Here is an 18,452-nt window from a genome sequence, read left to right as displayed (position 1 = left end):
CGCCTGCCTGCGGGCCGGAGGCGGCCCGGGCGGTGGGTCGTCGCTTGCTCCGCAGTATGGGTTTTGCGCGCCGACCCTGCCACGGAAACGGGCGCCGGACGCCCTCCGCGCGGTTGATGCCCCAACTGCGCTGTGCCATGATGCGGGCCGCAATTCCGCGTCTCCACAGGGTTTTCAGCGCTCATGTCCCAGTCCGAGACCCCGCCGAAGAACGCCTTCCAGGTCGACATCAGCGAGGACGCCATCGCCGAGGCGCTCCGCGCCGTCGAGGGTGGCTCCACGACCACCGGCGTCGAGAACACCCTCGAGATCGAGGTCGAGGAAGACGTCGTCGCAGCAGCGGGCGAAGGCGACGAGGCGCTGCGCGCCGAGCTCGATCTCAAGGAGCAGCTCCTCGAGGAGTCGGCGAAGCGCACGCAGCAGCTGATGCAGCGCCTGCAGGAGGCCAACGACCTGCGCCTGCGCGCGGTGGCCGACCTCGAGAACTACAAGAAGCGGGCGGCGCGGGAGCGCGAGGAGCTGCAGAAGTTCGGGATCGAGAAGCTCCTCTCCGAGCTCATCCCCGTCCTCGACAATTTCGACCGGGCCCTCGAGGCTTCCGCCGGCGGCGGCGACCTCAACTCCTTCGCCGAGGGGGTGCGGATGAACCGCCGCCTCTTCGAGGAGACCCTGGGCAAGTTCGGGGTGAAGGGCTTCTCGGCGGTGGGCGAGCTCTTCGACCCGCGCTTCCACGAGGCGATCCAGCAGGTGGAGAGCACCGAGCACGCAGCCAACGTGGTGGTGCGGGAGCTGGTGCGGGGGTACCAGCTCCACGAGCGGCTCGTCCGCCCGGCGATGGTGGTCGTCTCCAGCGGGCCCGGCCCCGAGGCCGCCGCTGCTCCTTCCGGGGAAGAAACGCAGAATTGAGCCTCTGCCCGCCGTGCGCCCCGGGGGGAGCACACAAGGGAACGACGTAAATGGCCAAGGTCATCGGGATCGATCTCGGAACCACCAACTCCTGCGTCGCCGTCCTCGAGGGCGGTGATCCGGTGGTGATCCCCAACTCCGAGGGCAGCCGCACCACCCCGTCGATGGTGGCCTTCGCCGAGAACGGCGAGCGGCTCGTGGGGCAGATCGCCAAACGCCAGGCGATCACCAACCCCGACGCCACCATCTACGGCGTGAAGCGCCTCATCGGCCGCAAATACCAGACGCACGAGGTGCAGCGGAGCCTGGGGCTGCTGCCCTTCGGCGTGCTGCCTGCAGACAACGGCGACGCCTGGGTCGACGTCCGCGGCAAGAAGATGGCCCCCGCCGAGATCTCGGCGCAGGTGCTCTCGCGGATGAAGCAGACCGCCGAGGACTACGTGGGTGAGGAGGTCACCGAAGCGGTGATCACCGTCCCCGCCTACTTCGACGACGCCCAGCGCCAGGCCACCAAGGACGCGGGCCGCGTCGCGGGCCTGAACGTCCTGCGCATCATCAACGAGCCCACCGCTGCGGCGCTGGCCTACGGCCTCGACAAGCAGAAGGACGGCAAGAGCGAGCGCATCGCGGTCTACGATCTCGGCGGCGGCACCTTCGACATCTCGATCCTCGAGCTGAACCAGGGCGTCTTCGAGGTGAAGGCCACCAACGGCGACACCTTCCTCGGTGGCGAGGACTTCGACAACCGGATCATCGACTGGCTCGCGGAGCGCTTCGCGGCGCAGCACGGCACCGACCTGCGCAAGGATCGGATGGCGCTGCAGCGGCTGAAAGAAGCGGCGGAGCGCGCCAAGCACGAGCTCTCCTCGGCCCACGAGACCGAGGTGAACCTCCCCTTCATCACCGCCGACGCCACCGGCCCCAAGCACCTCACCGACACCCTCGACCGCGACACCCTCGAGCAGCTCTGCGCCGAGCTCATCGACCGGACCCTGGAGCCGTGCAAGGTCGCGCTCCAGGACGCCGGCGTCACCGCCCGGCAGATCGATCAGGTGATCCTGGTCGGCGGCATGACCCGCATGCCGAAGGTGCAGGAGAAGGTCCGCGGCTTCTTCGGCAGGGATCCGCACAAGGGCGTCAATCCCGACGAGGTGGTGGCGATCGGCGCGTCGATCCAGGGCGCGGTCCTCACCGGCGACGTGAAGGACGTGCTGCTCCTCGACGTGACCCCGCTCTCGCTGGGCGTCGAGACCGCCGGCGGCGTCTACACGAAGATCATCGACAAGAACACGACCATCCCCGCGAAGAAGGGGCAGGTCTTCTCCACCGCGCAGGACAACCAGCCGATCGTGTCCGTGCACGTGCTCCAGGGCGAGCGCGAGATGGCGGCGGACAACAAGACGCTGGCCCGCTTCGAGCTGGTGGGCATTCCGCCTGCGCCCCGCGGCGTGCCGCAGATCGAGGTCACCTTCGACATCGACGCCAACGGCATCGTGCACGTGGCGGCGAAGGATCTCGGCACCGGCAAGCAGCAGACCATCCGCATCCTCGCCTCCTCCGGCATGACCGAGGAGGAGATCCAGCGGATGATCAAGGACGCCGAGGAGCACCGCGGCGACGACGAGCAGAAGAAGGCCGTGGCCGACGCGAAGAACACCGCCGACGGCCTGATCTACACGACCGAGAAGAGCCTCGAGGAGTACGCCTCGATGCTCCAGCCGAAGGACGTCGAGGAGATCAAGGGCGACGTGACGGCGCTCAAGGCGGTGCTGCCGACCAACGACCTCGAGCGGATCAAGGAAGCGGTGGCGCGCCTCGAGGGCAGCGCCTACCGCATCGCCGAGACGATCTACAACCAGTCGGCGGGCTGATCGCTCCACGCGAGACGGTGCGTTGCGAGCGTTGCCGCGCCGATGGCGGCAACGCAGGCCCTACCGCCGGACGCGTCCGCATCGCCTGTTGGCTCTTTGGTCACTCGACCGGAACGATCGGCTGGCCGATCGAGTCGAATTTGTCGAGATCGTACCGGTAGACAGCCGAGAACTTGCCGACGTGCGCGCCGGGCAGGGTGTAGACGACGTAGAGATGCTCTCCCGTGAGCCCGGCAGCCCAGACCTCATGGCCTTCGATTCCTCGGATGTCACGCATCGCCCAGTCGGTCGTACGGGCGAGGAGGAGCCGCCGTCGATCCGCGAGGTTCTCGTAGACCTCCTCCACCCAGACCATGGCGGCGTAGTCTCCCCACGTAGCGATCCCGCTGGCATCCACGACGGGTCGCGGCCAAAAGACGGGGCCCAGTCGTAGATTGGCAAGCGCGCCGTCCTCCGTGCGCTCGGCAATCCAGAACCTTCCCTCGTGCTGGTAGACGGCGCACGCGTTTGCCGTCGAGAAGCCCGCTACATGCGTGCTGCTCAGGCCGATGGAGCAGGTGTCGACCTCGATTCCCTGCATGGCCGTACGAATCCCCCGGCCATCCGGTTTCCAGAAGCGGACCCGCGATCCTGGTGCGGAACGATCGATCTCGGACCAGATGAGCAGGTCGCCAAGCGCCGCGGCTCTTGCGGTCCGAAAGCCAGAATCACTCGGGCGGTCCAGGACCGTGATCGCGCTCGAGCCCGGTGTGAGCGCAGCGCGGATGATGCCGCCGCAGAAGTAGAAGGATCGTCCCCCCTCGTCCATATCGGCGTATTTGCAATAACCCGGGTTGAAACCCTGGCTGCCAATCTCGGGCCAGGGGAGTTGCCAGCGCCAGGCCGCCTCCCGACGGTCCCAGCTGCCGCGGATGTGTAGGCTGTGCTCCCAGTCGAAAGACCTCGCTCCACTTGAAGCGAGTCCGGACTGGAGTACGAGGCTTGAACTGCACCAAGCGAAGTTGTCCTTCGTGCTGACAACCGCCTGAACGGCAGCGACTGTCATCCCCGATGTCAGGTCGACGCTGCGCTGCGTCTTCAGGTGATACCTAGCCGGGGTCGTGCCCCCATGCACGAAGTGAAGAAAGGCGGTCGAACCCTCCTCCTTGAGAGATGAGCTGATGACTGGGTACGCGGCGATGTCCCCGTGTCCCTGCAGCACATCGGCGCGGGCACAGCCCTCACCGCAGCTCTCCCACCGAAGCGGCGGATACTGGATCCCGTCCGGATCCGCTTGCCTCATGTAGCAGCGCTCGTCCCAGACCTCGGGCTGCGGAAGCAGTGACCAAACCTCGGGGTCGTCGAGCCAGGCCACCTCGGCAGGGAGACCAAGCGGCGGGAATTGCTTCGCGGGGGTCGCACCGCCGGCGCCTCCGGAACCGCTGCTGCCCCCACCCCCGCCGGTACCCGTCTCCTGAGCGCCGCCCCGTCCACCTTGGCCCGCGGCACCGCCGCCGCCACTACCGCTACCGCCAGTGACGTTCGGTCCGGCGGTCGCGGTGGGCGCGGAGTTGCTGCAGGCGGCAGCCAGCGCCAGCGCCTGCAAGCCGCCAAACAGCACAACCAGCGCTCTCCTTGCTGCGTGCATGCGGTCCCTGCCTCCAGGCCGGCAGCCGTTGAATCGATGTACCTACCGTATCCCAACCGCGGCCAGTACCGGCACCGCCAAGGCTGCAAGCTTTCCGGCGCGTCAGCGATACTGAAGCGACGACGCTCGGAGCCGACAGCCAGGGTACCGCCGTGCTGTGAGCACGGGCTGCCGAGCACCACCGGAAGGGACGGGCCCGGCCCGTGGAAGGCACGCCCTGCATCCGCTCCCCGCTTTCCTCCTCCGCCGGGCGTGCTACAAGCCGGGGTCCATGAGCTTTGTCGACAGGCTGCACGAGAGGATGGCGCGGCTGAACACGCGCCTTTGCGTTGGCCTCGATCCCCGGCCCGAGTGGCATCCCGCGGGCGTCGATCTCTGGACCCACTGCAGCAGCGTGCTCGAGGCCTGCGCCGAGTACGCCTGTGCGGTGAAGCCCCAGGTCGCCTTTTTCGAGGCGCAGGGGCTTGCCGGGATGGAGACGCTCCACCGGGTGCTGCAGCTGGCGAAGGCCCTCGAGATCCCCGCGATCATCGACGCCAAGCGCGGCGACATCGGCTCCACCGCCGAGGCCTACGCGAACGCCTGGCTCCGGGGCGAGAACGGGGGCAGCGCGCTCACCGTGGCGCCGTACATGGGCCGGGACACGATCCAGCCCTTCCTCGACGCGGCGAAGGAGGAGGGCGGCGCCCTCTTCTGCCTGGTGAAGACGAGCAACCCGGGGGCAGGGGATCTGCAGGATCTGCCCACGCCCGAGGGCACGGTGGCCCAGTGGGTGGCGGGCTGGACCCGGGCGTTCAACGGCGAGGGCGAGGGCTACGGCCCGGTGGGCGCGGTGGTCGGCGCCACCAGGCCCTCCGAGCTGGCGCTCTTCCGCTCGCTGATGCCGCGCTCGGTCCTTCTCCTGCCGGGCGTCGGGGCCCAGGGCGGCAAGCCCGCGGACCTTGCGCCCGCCTTCCACGAGGGCGGCCGGGGCGCCGTGGTTGCGGCGAGCCGCGCGGTCGAATACGCCTCCCGCGGGCAGGACTACGCCGAGGCAGCGGCGCGTTCTGCACGGGACCTGCGTGACGCGATCAACGCAGCCATCGGCTGCTGAGCGCGAAACCGCCTGATTTCTTCGGGATCGCTCCCCCTTGCGGGACGCCGACCCTGTTTTACATTGCCGGCCGCCCGCTGCAGGGCGAACGAGGGCGAACGTCTTGAAGCGCGACTATTACGAAGTCCTGGGTGTAGCGAAGACCGCCTCCGCCCAGGAGATCAAGACCGCGTACCGCAAGCTCGCGCTGCAGTACCACCCGGACAAGAACCCCGGGAACCACGAGGCCGAGGAGAAGTTCAAGGAGGCCTCCGAGGCCTACGCCTGCCTCTCCGACCCGGACAAGAAGGCGAAGTACGACCGCTTCGGCCACGCCGGCAATCCCTTCGGCGAGGGCTTCGGCGGCTTCGGTGGCGGCGCCGCCGGCGTCAACATCAACGACATCTTCGGCGACATCTTCGGGGACATCTTCGGCGCCCCGCGGGGCCGGGGCCGGGGCGGCCGCGGGCGCGGCGCCGACCTCCGGGTGGAGAAGGAGCTGACCTTCCAGGAGGCGGCCTTCGGCACCACCATCGAGCTGGAGTTCGAGCGCAACCAGCACTGCGACACCTGCAGCGGCTCGGGCGCCAAGCCCGGCACCAAGCCCCAGACCTGCGGCACCTGCGGCGGCTCCGGCGCCCAGCGCTTCACCCAGGGCTTCTTCTCCGTCTCGCGCCCCTGCCCCACCTGCGGCGGCGAGGGCAAGGTGATCCCCGATCCCTGCACCAACTGCCGCGGCCGCGGCGTGGTGGCGGCGCCGGCGAAGGTGAAGGTCCCCGTTCCCCCCGGCGTCGACACCGGCACCAGGCTCAAGGTCTCCGGCGAGGGCGAGCAGGGGCAGCACGGCGCGCCGGCAGGTGATCTCTACGTGGTCTTCCGGGTGCAGGAGCACCCGATCTTCATCCGCGAGGACACCGAGATCATCTGCGAGATCCCGATCTCCTTCACCCAGGCGGCGCTCGGCTCGACCATCGACGTGCCCACCCTCGACGGCAAGGTGAAGATGAAGATCCCCCAGGGCACGCAGTCGGGGAAGGTCTTCCGCCTCCGCGGCAAGGGCGTCCCGGCGATCAACGGCTACGGCCGCGGCGACCAGCACGTGCGCGTGGTGGTCGAGACCCCGACCGATCTCTCCAAGAAGCAGCGGGAGCTCCTCGAGGAGTTCGCCACGCTGGCCGGCGAGGACGTGCACCCGCAGTCGAAGACCTTCCTCGACAAGGTGAAGCAGATCTTCGGCTGATCGCCCGCCCGATCACCCGCAAGCCACGAAGGCCCGCCGGCAACTCTGCCAGCGGGCCTTCGTGCGTTTCGGGGCCACGGGGCGGCTCGGCGGGAAGAGGGGAGGGGGGCCGGGCGTTGACCCGGCAGGCGAGCGTGCGCACCTCGCCCATGCAGCTCCTTGATTTCCCTTGGGAACGTGGGCTAGACCCTAAAATTCTATGAGCATTCTCGCCCGTCTGCTGCTCGCCGCCTTCCTGCTCACCCTCCTCGCCGGCTGTCCGCCCCGCGCCGTCCTCGTCGACGGACGGACGATGAGCGTCGAGGAGGCCGCCCGCTACGAGCTCGAGAACGCCCGGGCGAAGGAGGCCGCCGGCGACTACGTCGGCGCCGCCGAGCTCTACGAGACGCTGGCCCGCCGCTACCCCGACTCCGTCGAGGCGGACGAGGCGCTCTTCGCCGCAGGCGGCGCCTGGGAGAAGGCCGAGCAGCCGATGCGGGCCCGCGCCGCCTACGAGCTGCTCACCACCCGCTACCCGCACTCGGACAAATACCCGCAGGCCCGCACCCGGATCGGCAAGCTCGGCGGCGATCGCGACGAGGCCCTCGCCCGCGCAGCGGCGGAGTACCAGGCGCTGCCCGAGGCGCAGAAATACCCGGCGGCGGTGAAGTACGCGGCGCAGGCCGAGGAGGCGGGCAACGGCATCGAGGCCTACACCTGGCGGGCGGAGGCCCTGGCCGTGGCCCCGGATCTCCGCCGCCGCAGCGAGGCGGAGGCCGAGCTCCGCCGCGTCCTCGACGCCCTGGCGCCGATGGATCTCGAGCGGATCCAGGTCGAGCCGAGCGTCCCGGCCGCTCCCTTCGTCGACTGGCGCCGCACCCAGCTCCACCAGGAGGAGCGGGATTGGGACGCCCTCGAGGAGAGCCTCGCCGCCTTCGCCCAGACCCATCCCAGCCACCCGCTGGCGGTGGAGGCGCGGGAGCTGCTCCAGAAGATCGAGCGCCGCGGCGAGGTGGCCCCCGAGAAGATCGGCGTGATTCTCCCGCTCTCCGGCCCCTACAAGGTCTACGGCGCGCAGCTCCGCGCCGGCATCGAGCACGCGCTGCAGGGCTCGCGCGTGCAGGTCGTCTTCCGCGACACCCGCGGCGAGGCGGAGGGCGCCACCCTCGCGGTGGAGCGCCTGCTCTACGAGGACCACGTGATGGCGGTGGTCGGCGGCGTGATCACCGCCGAGGCCCAGGCAGCAGCGGTGGCAGCCGACGAGCTCGGCCTGCCCTACGTCTCCTTCTCGCGCACCGAGGATTTCACCGCGCAGTCGGAGTGGGTCTTTCAGTCGATGCTCACCAACGGCGCCATCGCCGACGCGCTGGTCGAGTTCGCCATGGGCGTCCGGGGGATGAGCCGCTTCGCCGTACTCCACCCGGAGATCCAGTACGGCGAGGAGATGCGCGACCTCTTCTGGCAGCGCGTCGAGGAGCGGGGCGGCGAGGTGAAGGGCGTCGAGAGCTACGCCCAGGAGACCACCACCTTCTCCGAGCCGATCAAGTCGCTGGTGCAGCGCCAGAACGTCGTCGATCGCGCCGAGTACCAGCGCAAGCTCCGGGAGCTCCGCGCGAAGGGAATCACGGACGCCCGCAAGCGCCGCAACGCCCTCGAGAAGATCAAGGCGAGCGTGAGCCCGGTGATCGAGTTCGAGGCGCTCTTCGTCCCCGATCACTGGAAGACCGTGGCGCTGGTCGCACCGGCACTCGCGTTCGAGGACGTGATCACCAACTGGTGCGACAAGAACGACATCGATCGGATCCAGAGGACCACCGGCCACAAGGTGAAGCCGGTGATGCTGCTCGGCGGCAATACCTGGAACCACCGCGACCTGCCTGCCCGCGCCGGCAAGTACATCAACTGCTCGGTCTTCGTGGACGGCTTCCACGCGGGCTCCTCCCGCCCGGAGACGGTGCGCTTCGTCGAGTCCTTCCAGGCCCGCGAGGGACGGATGCCCGGCCTGCTCGAGGCCTATGGCCACGAGGCCGCCGGGGTGGTCCGCGCGGTGATCGAGCAGCAGCGCCCCGTGAGCCGCCGAGCCTTCCAGGAGGCGGTGCTCGGGGTGCAGGGGATGTCCGGTCCGATGGGCCCGATCTCGGTGACCGAGAACCGGCAGATCGTCCACCCGCTCTACCTGCTCACCGTCGATCGCGGCACCATCCGCGAGGCCGATCCCACCAGGCCCGACGGCGCGCTCTAAGGCACCCATGGAGACGCGGCAGCCGTACGAGCTCGCAGCCGCACCGGCCCGCCCGTTTCCGGTCTGGAACGTGGTGCTCTTCGGCGCCACGATCCTCACCACCCTCACCGCCGGCGCCGACTTCGCCGTCGGCGGCGGCTGGACGCAGGAGCCCGCCGATCTCGCGGGCTACGTGCGGGCCGGCGTTCCCTTCTCGCTCAGCCTGCTCGCGATCCTCGTCGCCCACGAGATGGGCCACTTCGTCGCGGCGCGGCTCCACCGGGTCGAGGCCTCCTGGCCCTGGTTCATCCCGGTGCCCTTCGCCATCGGCACCATGGGCGCGGTGATCCGGATGCGCGGCAGGATCCGGAGCCGCAACGCGCTCATCGACATCGGCGCCTCGGGCCCGCTCGCCGGGGCGGTGGTGGCGATCCCGGTGCTGGTCTACGGCATCTCGCTCTCCTCCATCGGCGAGATCGCGGTGGAGCCCAACTTCCTCTTCGGCAACCTCTCGCTCGTGAAGCTCCTCGGCTGGCTCTTCAGCGGCGAGGCGCCGTTCCAGGGGCTGGGCGCGGTGATGGAGCCGCAGCCGCTCCTCTACGTGCTGGTGAAGAAGCTCCTCTTCGGCGTCGGGCCGGCCCAGGACGTCTTCGTCCACCCGGTGGCCTACGCCGGGGTGATCGGCCTCTTCGTCACCGCCCTGAACCTCGTGCCCATCGGCCAGCTCGACGGCGGCCACGTCGCCTACGCGGTGCTGGGGCGCAAGGCCGAGCGCGTCGGCCGCGCCTTCGGCGTCGTGCTCGTGGTGATGGCGCTCCTCTCCAGTTTCAGCTGGCTGGTGTGGTATCTGCTCGCCTCGCGCTTCGTGAAATACGGCCACCCGCCGGTGGACGACGAGGCGGAGCCGCTCTCCCGCGGGCGGAAGCTGGTGGTGGCGGCGACGGTCCTGCTCTTCCTTCTCACCCTCACGCCGGTCGCAGCCGACGTGCTGTAGAGGTCGGTCCCTTGAAGCTCTTCTGCGAGGCGTGCCAGCGGATCGGGGCACCGGGTTCGTGGTCGGTGATCGACGGGCTCCTCCGCGTGCGCTGCAGCGCCTGCGGCGCGGAGGCAGCGCTGCAGCCCCGTGCCGCTGCGGCGGCAACCGTCCCCCTCGAAACCCTGGGCCCCGGCAAGGCGGCGCTGGCCTCCTTCTCCTCCGGGCCTGCGGCGGCACCGGTCCCCGACATCGACCGGGTGCTCGCCGAGTTCGTGACGGCGACGCCGGGACCGGCGCCCGCCACTGTAGCCACCGATCGCTGGGAGCTTGCGCCCAACTCCCTCGCGGCGCAGGAGGCCGATGCAGCCCTCGATGCCTCCCGGCCCGAGGAGAGCATCGACGACGAGCCCTGGCTCGCCATCGGCTGGGCGCAGCTGCAGCAGAGCTGGAACGACCCGGCAGCGCACCAGCGCCTCCTCGCCGAGGCTGTGGTCCGCGGCGACTTCGCGGCGCTCGGCGTGCGCTACCGCGATCACCTCGCCAGGGCGCCGCACGACGCGGTGGCGGTCGCCGCCCGGGACGAGCTGCTCAAGAAGGCCACCGCGCAGCTCTTCACCCAGCTGCCCTACGAGTCGGGTGGCATCGGGCCGGCGCAGGCGAAGAGCGTGCGCAACGCGCTCCTCGTCGTCTTCCTCCTCGGCGTGATCGGCTTCGGTGCCTGGGTGCTGGTGCAGATGGGCGGTGGCTTCTAGATGAGCGAGGAGATCGATCCGATCGCGCAGGTGCTCGGCCGCGGGGGCCTCCTCGCCCGGGCGATCGGCGCCTACGAGGAGCGGCCGCAGCAGCTCGCCATGGCGCGGCAGGTGCTCGATGCGCTGGAGGCGGATCGCTACCTCCTCGCCGAGGCGGGCACCGGCACCGGCAAGACGCTGGCCTACCTGCTGCCGGCGCTGCTCGCGGGCAAGCGGGTGGTGATCTCCACCGCCACCAAGACCCTGCAGGAGCAGATCTACTTCAAGGACATCCCGCTGCTGGCGGGCGCCCTCGGGGTGGAGATCCGCGCGGCCTACATGAAGGGCCGCTCCAACTACCTCTGCAAGCAGCGCTTCGAGGAGTTCTCGAAGGAGCCCAAATTCGCGGTGCGCGAGGAGGGGCTGCTCTGGGCGGAGATCGAGGGATGGGCCGCCTCCACCGAGAGCGGCGACCGGGCCGAGCTGGCGCTGCCGGAGAATTTCTCCGCCTGGCGCGAGCTCTCCTCCACCGCCGAGACCTGCACCGGCCAGCGCTGCCCCTACTACGAGGATTGCTTCGTCACCCAGATGCGGCGCAAGGCGCAGGAGGCGGAGGTGATCGTGGTCAACCACCACCTCTTCTTCGCCGACTTGAGCCTGCGCACCCGCGGCGGCGAGGAGGAGAGCGGGGTGGAGGTGATCCCCCGCTACGACGCCGCGATCTTCGACGAGGCCCACGCGCTCGAAGAAATCGCCACCGACTATTTCGGCGTGCAGGTCTCCTCGTGGCGTTTCGAGGAGCTGGTCCGCGACGGCACCCGCGCCGCGGGCAAGGTGCCCTCGCTGGCGCCGCTCATCGTGCCGCTCCTCGGCGCCGTAGAGGGCAGGGCCGCCGGCTTCTTCTCCGCGGTCGAAGCGGCGACCGGTTTGCTGCGCGGCACCGGCCGCGGGCGCGAGTCCCGCGACGCCACGGTGCGCCTCGCAGCCGGCGCGCTGCAGGGCTGCATGCAGGAGCAGGGCGAGTTGCTCCACGCGCTGCGCGAGCTCTCCGAGAACGCCTCCGGCGCAGCGGATGCGCCGGATCTCGAGGCGATCGCGCGGCGGGCCCTCACCATCGCCGACGATCTCTCCTTCGTCACCGACGCCTGTGACGACGGCCCCTACGTGCACTTCGTCGAGCGGCGCGGGCGCGGCCTCTTCCTGCGGGCGGCGCCGATCGAGATCGCCGACGAGCTGGCGCGCCGGCTCTACACGCGCCTCGGCTCGGCGGTCTTCACCTCGGCGACGCTCGCCGTCGGCGGCCGCTTCGACTACGTGCGCCGCCGCCTCGGCCTCGTCTCCGCGGAGGGCGAGCCGCGGGTGGCGCTGGCGGAGCTCCAGGTGGGCTCGCCCTTCGACTACCGGACGCAGGCGGCGCTCTACCTGCCCACCCATCTGCCCGAGGCCAACGCGCCGGACTTCATCGACGCTGCCACGGTGGAGCTCGAGAAGCTCTTCGCCATCACCGGCGGCAGGGCCTTCGCCCTCTTCACCTCGGTGCGCAACATGCACCGGGCCTGGGAGCTGCTCGAGCGGCGCCTGCCCTACCGCGTGCTCCTGCAGGGCCAGCTGCCCAAGGCGCAGCTGATCGAGAAATTCCAGGAGGTGCCGAGCGTGCTCTTCGCCACGGCCTCCTTCTGGGAGGGCGTCGACGTGCCGGGTGAGGCGCTGTCCCTCGTGGTGATGGACAAACTCCCCTTCGCCAGCCCCGGCGATCCGGTGGTGGCGGCGCGGATCGACGCGCTCCGCAACGCAGGCAACGACGCCTTCGGCACCTACCAGGTGCCGCAGGCGGCCATCGCGCTGCGCCAGGGCTTCGGCAGGCTGGTGCGCACGAGGAACGATCGCGGCATCGTCGCCATGCTCGACCGCCGCATCGTCACCCGCGGCTACGGCAGGCAATTCCTGCGCTCGCTCCCCGACTGCCCGAAGTTCGGCAAAATCGAGCACGTCGAGCGGTGGTGGGATGCGGATTCGGAAACGCCCAGGTGAGCGCGAAGGCCTACCACCTCACCTCGTTGGCGGGTGCGCCGCTCCGGCCGGTGGTCACGAAATCGGGCGAGCAACTCTCGCTGCAGCTCGATCTCTCCGCGGCCGCGGGCTTCAACCATCTGCGGGTCTCCTTTGAGCGGATCGCACCGGGGGCGAGGCAGGCGCCGCCCCACCGCCACTCGACGCGGGAGGAGGGCTTCCTCGTTCTGCAGGGCAGAGGCCTTGCTATCGTCGAGGGGGAGCGCGTCGCCGTCGCTCCGGGCGATGTTGTTCTCTTTCCGCCCGGCACCGAAGCGCACCACGCCCTGGTCAACGACGGCCCGGACGACCTGGACCTGTTCGTCTTCTCCGCCGACGCCGGGGGCGACGAAACCACCTATGCAGCCTCGTCCACTGGTCCAAAGCTGGCGCGCTGAGTTGGGAAACACACCGGCCCGCAGCACCCGCATGGATCGCGGGGTAGACTCGTCGCCGTGAAAGCGGAGACCAGCATGCAGCGTGAGGCAGAGGCACGCGAGATCGGCAGCGGCGGCGCAGTCGCGCGGGCCGGCACGTGGCTCCAGGGGATGGTGAGCCGGGTGATGCCCGATCCCTTCCTGCTGGCGCTCGGGCTCACCGTGCTGGTGATGGCGATCGGCGGCGCCCGCCTCGCGGGGCGCGGCGCCGAGGGCGTGGCTGCCACGGTGATCGTCGGCTGGCTCGAGGGGTTCGCTGCTACGTCCGGTCTCGCCTTCGCGCTGCAGATGGCGCTGGTGCTGGTCACCGGCCACGCCATTGCCACCAGCCCCGCGGTGCAGCGCGTCGTCGATCGGGTCGCCGCGATCCCGCAGAGTACCGCCGGCGCTGCCACCATCGTCGCCGCCTTCGCCTGCGCCGCCTCGGTGATCCATTGGGGCCTCGGCGCCATCGCTGGCGCGCTCCTCGCCCGCGAGGTGGCGGCCAACGCTTCGCGGCGAGGCATCGCCCTCAACTACCCGCTCCTCGGCGGCGCCGCCTACGCGGGCTTCGCCGTCTGGCACGGCGGGCTCTCCGGCTCCGCGCCGCTCAAGGCGGCGGAGCCCGGCAACTTCCTCGAGGCGAAATTCGGCGGCGTGGTGCCGCTCGCCGACACGCTCCTCTCGCCGCTCAACCTGGTGATCACCGGCGCGCTGCTCCTTTCGATCCCGCTCCTCTTCCGCGCGCTTGCCACCCACGCCCCGGCGACGACGCTGCCGCGGGAAGCGGTCCACCTGCAGCCCGCGCCCCACGCCCCCGAGCACGGCCTCGTCGCCAGGCTGCAGGAGAGCCGCGCGGTCGGCGGCCTCTTCGGCGCGGGGCTCCTCGCGATGCTGGTGGTCGGCGGGACGAAGGGCCGGATCGCCTTCGACTTGAACACCGTCAACCTGCTCTTCCTCGCCACCGGCATGCTGCTGCAGGGCAGCATCCGCGCCTACGTCGGCGCCATCGCCGACGGCGCCAAGGGCGCCGGCGGGATCATCCTCCAATTCCCGTTCTACTTCGGGATCCTCGGCGTGATGCAGGCCACCGGTCTCATCGGCGCGATCAGCGACGCGCTCCTCTCCGTCGCCACGCCGCGCACCTTCCCCGTGCTCGCCTTCCTCTCCGCCGGGATCGTCAACTTCTTCGTGCCGTCGGGCGGCGGCCAGTGGGCGGTGCAGGGCGAGATCCTCGCCACCGCCGCGCAGGCCCTCGGCGTCCGCCCCGGCTCCGTGATCATGGCCTTCGCCTACGGCGACGCCTGGACCAACATGCTCCAGCCGTTCTGGGCGCTGCCGCTGCTGGGCATCATGGGCCTCAGGGCCCGCGACGTGATCGGCTACACCACCCTCGTCTTCCTCGCGATGGGCGCCCTCGTCTCCCTCCTGCTCCTCGCCCTCGCCTGACCGCTCGCAACGCAACTGGTCCGATTGCGTGTGACCATGGCCATGGCTATGGTCTTGCGATGGAACCCGTGTCCAAGAGCGCGCTGAAGGCGCGGATGCTCGAGTACTTCCGGCTCGTGGAGCAGACGGGCGAAGAACTGATCATCACAGACAACAACCGGCCGGTCTTGAAGGTCGTCCCCATCCGTCAGCGACGTCCGGCGCGCGAGGTCTTCGGCGACCTCCGCGGCAAGGCCAGGTCGGGAGAGGACATCCTTGAGCCGACCACCAGCGAGTGGCCGGAGACGTGATCCTCCTCGATACGCATGCGCTCTTCTGGTGGGCGGTCGAACCGGAGAAGCTCTCGCCGCAAGCCGCGAGTGTGTGTGAGCAGATGGAGCGAGAGGGTGGGTTCGCCAGCGCCATCTCGATCTGGGAGCTGGGAGTGAAGGCGCGCAGCGGCAAGCTGTTGCTCGGTACCTCCCTGGAGAATTTCGTCCGCCGACTCGAGGTGGGCGGAGTCGTTCAGTTGCTGCCGGTCGATACGTCAATCTGGCTGCGGACCGCGATGCTGGAATGGGACCACCGAGACCCAGCGGATCGAGTCATCGTTGCGACGGCAATGGAGCACGGCATTCCGCTCCTCTCGAAGGACACAGCGCTTCACTCATTCGAGGGCGTAACTTGCGTCTGGTAACCCGAAGCAATCCCAAGCAAGCCGTCGCGATGCGGCGAATGAGGGGGCTATTCACCGCATAGGATGCGGTGAATGCGTTGCGTCGCTGGACCACTCGGTCGCAGAATGGGGGGATGGTCTGGCTTCATGAGCGGCGCGGCTGGCCGGCACTGCGCTGGGAAATCGCCCACCTGGCGACGCCCCTGGCCGCCGTGCGCCACCGGCAGGGCCGGCTCCTGGGCCGCATGGAGGCGCTCGGTTTCGAGCTGCGCGAGGAGGCGCTCCTCCGCACGCTGACCGAGGACGTGGTCCGCTCCAGCGAGATCGAGGGGGAGCATCTCGACACCGCGCAGGTCCGCTCGTCGATCGCGCGGCGGCTCGGCATCGAGGCCGGAGGTCTCGTCCGCGCCGACCGCGACGTCGAGGGGATCGTCGAGATGATGCTCGACGCTACGCAGAACTACACGGCGCCCCTGACCACCGAGCGTCTGCAGGCCTGGCACGCATCGCTCTTTCCCGCCGGCTTCAGTGGGATGCGCCGGCTCACGGTCGGACGATGGCGAACCGACGAGCGCGGGCCGATGCAAGTCGTCTCGGGGCCGATGGGCCGGGAGCGCGTGCACTTCGAGGCGCCGGCTGCGGACCGCCTGCATGGAGAGATGAAGGCGTTTCTGAACTGGTTCGAGGCGCCGAGCCCCGCGATCGATCCGGTGCTCAAAGCCGGCATCGCGCACCTCCACTTCGTCACCATCCACCCTTTCGACGATGGCAACGGGCGCATCGCGCGGGCGATCGCCGACCTGGCGCTGGCGCGGGCCGAGGGAAGTGCCCAGCGCTTCTACAGCATGTCGTCGCAGATCCGCCGGGAGCGGAAGACCTACTACGAGAAGCTCGAGTCGACGCAGCGGAGCGGCCTGGACATCACGCCGTGGCTCGACTGGTTTCTCGGTTGCCTTCAGCGCGCGATCGAAGGGGCCGAAGAGCTGCTCGGCAACGTGCTGGACAAGGCGCGCTTCTGGGAGCGCCACCCGCCGGCGGGTTTCAATGAACGGCAGCGCGCCATGCTCGAACGGCTCCTCGAGGGCTTCGAGGGAAAGCTCACCAGCTCGAAGTGGGCGAAGCTGAGCAAATGCTCGCAGGACACGGCGCTGCGAGATATCACCGAGCTCGTCGAGCGCGGCGTACTCGTACGCGAACCTGCAGGTGGCCGGAGCACGAGTTACGTGCTCGCGCCGTAGCTACACCGTCCGGAGCACGAGCTTGCCCATCGTCTTGCGGCCCTCGAGGCGGCGGTGGGCCTCGGCGACCTCCTCGAGCGGCAGCACGTCGTCGATGCGGATCTGCAGCTCGTTGGCGGCGCTCCAGCTGAGCACGTCGCCGGCCCGCCAGAGCAGCTCCTCCCGGTCGCGGGTGTAGCTGCCCAGGCTGGGGCGGGTGACGTAGAGCGAGCCCTTGCGGTTGAGCACCTGCAGATCGAGCGGCGGCACCGCGCCGCTCGACTGGCCGAAGAGCACCATCGTCCCGCGGGGCATGAGGCAGTCGAGGCTCTCGTCGAAGGTGGCCCTGCCCACCGAGTCGTAGACCACGTGCACGCCGGCACCGCCGGTGAGCCGCTTCACCTCCGCGGCGAAGTCGACCTCGTCGTAGGCGATCACGTGATCGGCGCCGGCGCCTTCCGCCACATGCCGCTTCGCCGCGGAGCAGGTGGCGTAGACGAAGGCGCCGCGCTTCTTCGCCATCTGCACCAGCAGCGCGCCGACCCCGCCAGCCGCCGCATGCACGAGGCAGCTCTGCCCGCCCTGCAGCGGGAAGGTCGAGTGGGAGAGATAGTGGGCGGTCATGCCCTGCAGCATCGACGCCGCCGCCGTCTCGAAGCCGACGCCGTCCGGCACCGGCACCAGCTCCCGCGCCGCCACCGCCACCTTCTCCGCGTAGGAGCCGGGGCCGTCCTTCCAGGCGACGCGGTCGCCTGGCGAGAACCCCTCGACGCCGGCGCCGATCACCTCCACCGTGCCGGCGCCCTCGAGCCCCAGCGGCCGCGGCAGCCTGCCGGGATAGGCGCCGCTGCGCTGGTAGACGTCGATGAAGTTCACGCCGGCGGCGTGCACCTGCACCACCACCTCGCCGGGGCCTGCCTCGGGCTCCGGCCACTCGTCGACGAGCAGCATCTCGGGGCCACCGAATTCGCGCACCACCGCAGCTTTCACGTCTCGCCCTCGAGCAGGCCGATCAGATCGTCGCGGATCGCATCGTAGCGCGCCTTGCCCCAGGCGAAGCCGTCGGTGCCGTGGAGCGCGGGCACGGTGGTGAGGCGGATCCTGCCGTCGAAGGTCGCCACCGTCACCGACGTCGGCTCCTCCACCACGCCGATCGTCGCCCGCTCCTCCAGGGTCTGGAGCAGGAACTTCTTGTCCCCTGGCGAAATCATCTTCTGCAGCGAGAGCACGAGGATGCCGGGATGGTCGTCCTCCGCCTGCTCGAGCAGCGATTCGAGCGACGCCCGCCGCGCCCGCAGCTCACCGGCGAGGGAGTCGATCTTGTGCTGCAGGGGCTGCGGGATCTCGCCCCCGAGGAGCGCCTCCGCCAGCTCGCGGAGGAGGGCCTCGTGTTTCGTCGGCGCCGCGTCGCGGCTGCGCGCCACCGCGTCGGCGATCCGCTGGCCCCGCGCGCTGCAGCGGAAGCCCTGCCCCGGCGCGTCGATGGCGCGGGCGTCCTCGTCGGCGCCGGGCCAGGGCTCGCTTCCGCCGTTCAGGTACTTCACCGTGGAGAGCCAGCCGTCGAAATCCGCGTGGGCGAAGAGGTGGTCGATTTCGCCGATGGCGGCGATCCGCTCCGGCGTCACCAGCTGCGGGCAGGCGGGAGCGGTGGCCTTGTCCACGAGGACGAAGCGGGGATCCCCTGCGTAGGCGGACCAGGCGGGATGGGGGTGGTGATCGATCCAGGCGGCGAGGCGATCGCCCAGGGCCTCGATGAACGGTCGGGTGGCGCGCTCGTAGCGGTCCTCCGCCGCGAAGGCGAGGTCGAGGGTGACCACCCGGCCCTGCTTCGGTGGCGCGGGCAGCTGCTTGGGACTGTTCACGTAGTGGAGCGCCGGCCGCTTCAAATCGGTCCTCCGCCTCGGGCGGGAGTCTAGCCACGGCGCAGAGGCGCTGCCGTGGGTCGGGAGGGAAAGGCTGCTACCAGATCGGGAACGCCGCTTCCCCTGCCAAATCGGCAAAGAGACCGCTGCGTCGCAGCAGGCGATCGGCACGGCGCCTGCT

16 protein-coding genes are annotated in these 18,452 nt (G+C 70.0%); 13 read left to right on the top strand and 3 right to left on the bottom strand.

The features are described from left to right. Positions 1 to 183: 183 nt before the first annotated feature. Both grpE and dnaK read left to right on the top strand, forming a co-directional pair. A complete protein-coding gene (gene grpE, locus ACESMR_RS08910) occupies positions 184 to 906 on the top strand; it encodes a nucleotide exchange factor GrpE (RefSeq protein WP_373046705.1) in 723 nt (240 codons plus the stop codon). Positions 907 to 956: 50 nt separating this feature from the next. Next, positions 957 to 2,777, top strand: coding sequence for a molecular chaperone DnaK (dnaK, locus tag ACESMR_RS08905; protein ID WP_373046704.1), 1,821 nt, complete (start codon positions 957 to 959; stop codon positions 2,775 to 2,777). Between the two features lie 100 nt (positions 2,778 to 2,877). Here the strand turns inward: dnaK and ACESMR_RS08900 are convergent, their stop codons facing one another. Continuing rightward, entirely contained in the window at positions 2,878 to 4,404 is a 1,527-nt protein-coding gene (locus ACESMR_RS08900) for a hypothetical protein (protein WP_373046703.1), read from the bottom strand. A gap of 271 nt (positions 4,405 to 4,675) precedes the next feature. On the opposite strand from ACESMR_RS08900, the gene pyrF reads away from it, so the two are divergent. The 11 genes from pyrF (at position 4,676) to ACESMR_RS08845 (ending at position 16,430) form a co-directional block, all read left to right on the top strand. Then, entirely contained in the window at positions 4,676 to 5,497 is an 822-nt protein-coding gene (gene pyrF / locus ACESMR_RS08895; RefSeq protein WP_373046702.1) for an orotidine-5'-phosphate decarboxylase, read from the top strand. 103 nt (positions 5,498 to 5,600) lie between these two features. Further along, entirely contained in the window at positions 5,601 to 6,716 is a 1,116-nt protein-coding gene (gene dnaJ, locus ACESMR_RS08890; protein WP_373046701.1) for a molecular chaperone DnaJ, read from the top strand. Between the two features lie 199 nt (positions 6,717 to 6,915). Next, entirely contained in the window at positions 6,916 to 8,937 is a 2,022-nt protein-coding gene (locus ACESMR_RS08885) for a penicillin-binding protein activator (protein WP_373046700.1), read from the top strand. A 7-nt stretch (positions 8,938 to 8,944) separates the two neighbouring features. Then, the gene (locus ACESMR_RS08880; RefSeq protein ID WP_373046699.1) at positions 8,945 to 9,910 is read left to right on the top strand and encodes a site-2 protease family protein; all 966 of its coding nucleotides are present in this window, start codon (positions 8,945 to 8,947) and stop codon (positions 9,908 to 9,910) included. 11 nt (positions 9,911 to 9,921) lie between these two features. Further along, positions 9,922 to 10,644, top strand: a complete 723-nt coding sequence (locus ACESMR_RS08875; RefSeq protein ID WP_373046698.1) for a hypothetical protein — start codon at positions 9,922 to 9,924, stop codon at positions 10,642 to 10,644. Further along, the gene (locus ACESMR_RS08870; protein ID WP_373046697.1) at positions 10,645 to 12,654 is read left to right on the top strand and encodes an ATP-dependent DNA helicase; all 2,010 of its coding nucleotides are present in this window, start codon (positions 10,645 to 10,647) and stop codon (positions 12,652 to 12,654) included. It abuts the gene before it with no gap. Further along, the gene (locus tag ACESMR_RS08865; protein ID WP_373046696.1) at positions 12,651 to 13,070 is read left to right on the top strand and encodes a cupin domain-containing protein; all 420 of its coding nucleotides are present in this window, start codon (positions 12,651 to 12,653) and stop codon (positions 13,068 to 13,070) included. The genes ACESMR_RS08870 and ACESMR_RS08865 overlap by 4 nt, the downstream gene beginning before the upstream one ends. Before the next feature lie 75 nt (positions 13,071 to 13,145). Next, on the top strand, positions 13,146 to 14,537 hold the full coding sequence (locus ACESMR_RS08860; protein WP_373046695.1) for a short-chain fatty acid transporter: 1,392 nt from the start codon (positions 13,146 to 13,148) through the stop codon (positions 14,535 to 14,537). A gap of 68 nt (positions 14,538 to 14,605) precedes the next feature. Continuing rightward, positions 14,606 to 14,827 carry a type II toxin-antitoxin system Phd/YefM family antitoxin gene (locus ACESMR_RS08855; RefSeq protein ID WP_373046694.1) on the top strand — a complete coding sequence of 74 codons (222 nt, stop codon included), beginning with the start codon at positions 14,606 to 14,608 and terminating at the stop codon, positions 14,825 to 14,827. Further along, positions 14,824 to 15,213, top strand: a complete 390-nt coding sequence (locus ACESMR_RS08850) for a type II toxin-antitoxin system VapC family toxin (protein WP_373046693.1) — start codon at positions 14,824 to 14,826, stop codon at positions 15,211 to 15,213. Before ACESMR_RS08855 ends, ACESMR_RS08850 begins: the two co-directional genes overlap by 4 nt. A gap of 113 nt (positions 15,214 to 15,326) precedes the next feature. After that, entirely contained in the window at positions 15,327 to 16,430 is a 1,104-nt protein-coding gene (locus tag ACESMR_RS08845) for a Fic family protein (protein WP_373046692.1), read from the top strand. Here the strand turns inward: ACESMR_RS08845 and ACESMR_RS08840 are convergent, their stop codons facing one another. Both ACESMR_RS08840 and ACESMR_RS08835 read right to left on the bottom strand, forming a co-directional pair. Then, on the bottom strand, positions 16,431 to 17,399 hold the full coding sequence (locus tag ACESMR_RS08840; RefSeq protein ID WP_373046691.1) for a quinone oxidoreductase family protein: 969 nt from the start codon (positions 17,397 to 17,399) through the stop codon (positions 16,431 to 16,433). Then, positions 17,396 to 18,295 carry a hypothetical protein gene (locus ACESMR_RS08835; RefSeq protein WP_373046690.1) on the bottom strand — a complete coding sequence of 300 codons (900 nt, stop codon included), beginning with the start codon at positions 18,293 to 18,295 and terminating at the stop codon, positions 17,396 to 17,398. The genes ACESMR_RS08840 and ACESMR_RS08835 overlap by 4 nt, the downstream gene beginning before the upstream one ends. Between the last annotated feature and the right edge of the window lie 157 nt (positions 18,296 to 18,452).

The organism is Vulgatibacter sp., assembly GCF_041687135.1.
Lineage (GTDB): Bacteria > Myxococcota > Myxococcia > Myxococcales > Vulgatibacteraceae > JAWLCN01.
Note: the sequence above shows the minus strand (reverse complement) of the source record. Positions and strands in the feature narration are given on the sequence as shown.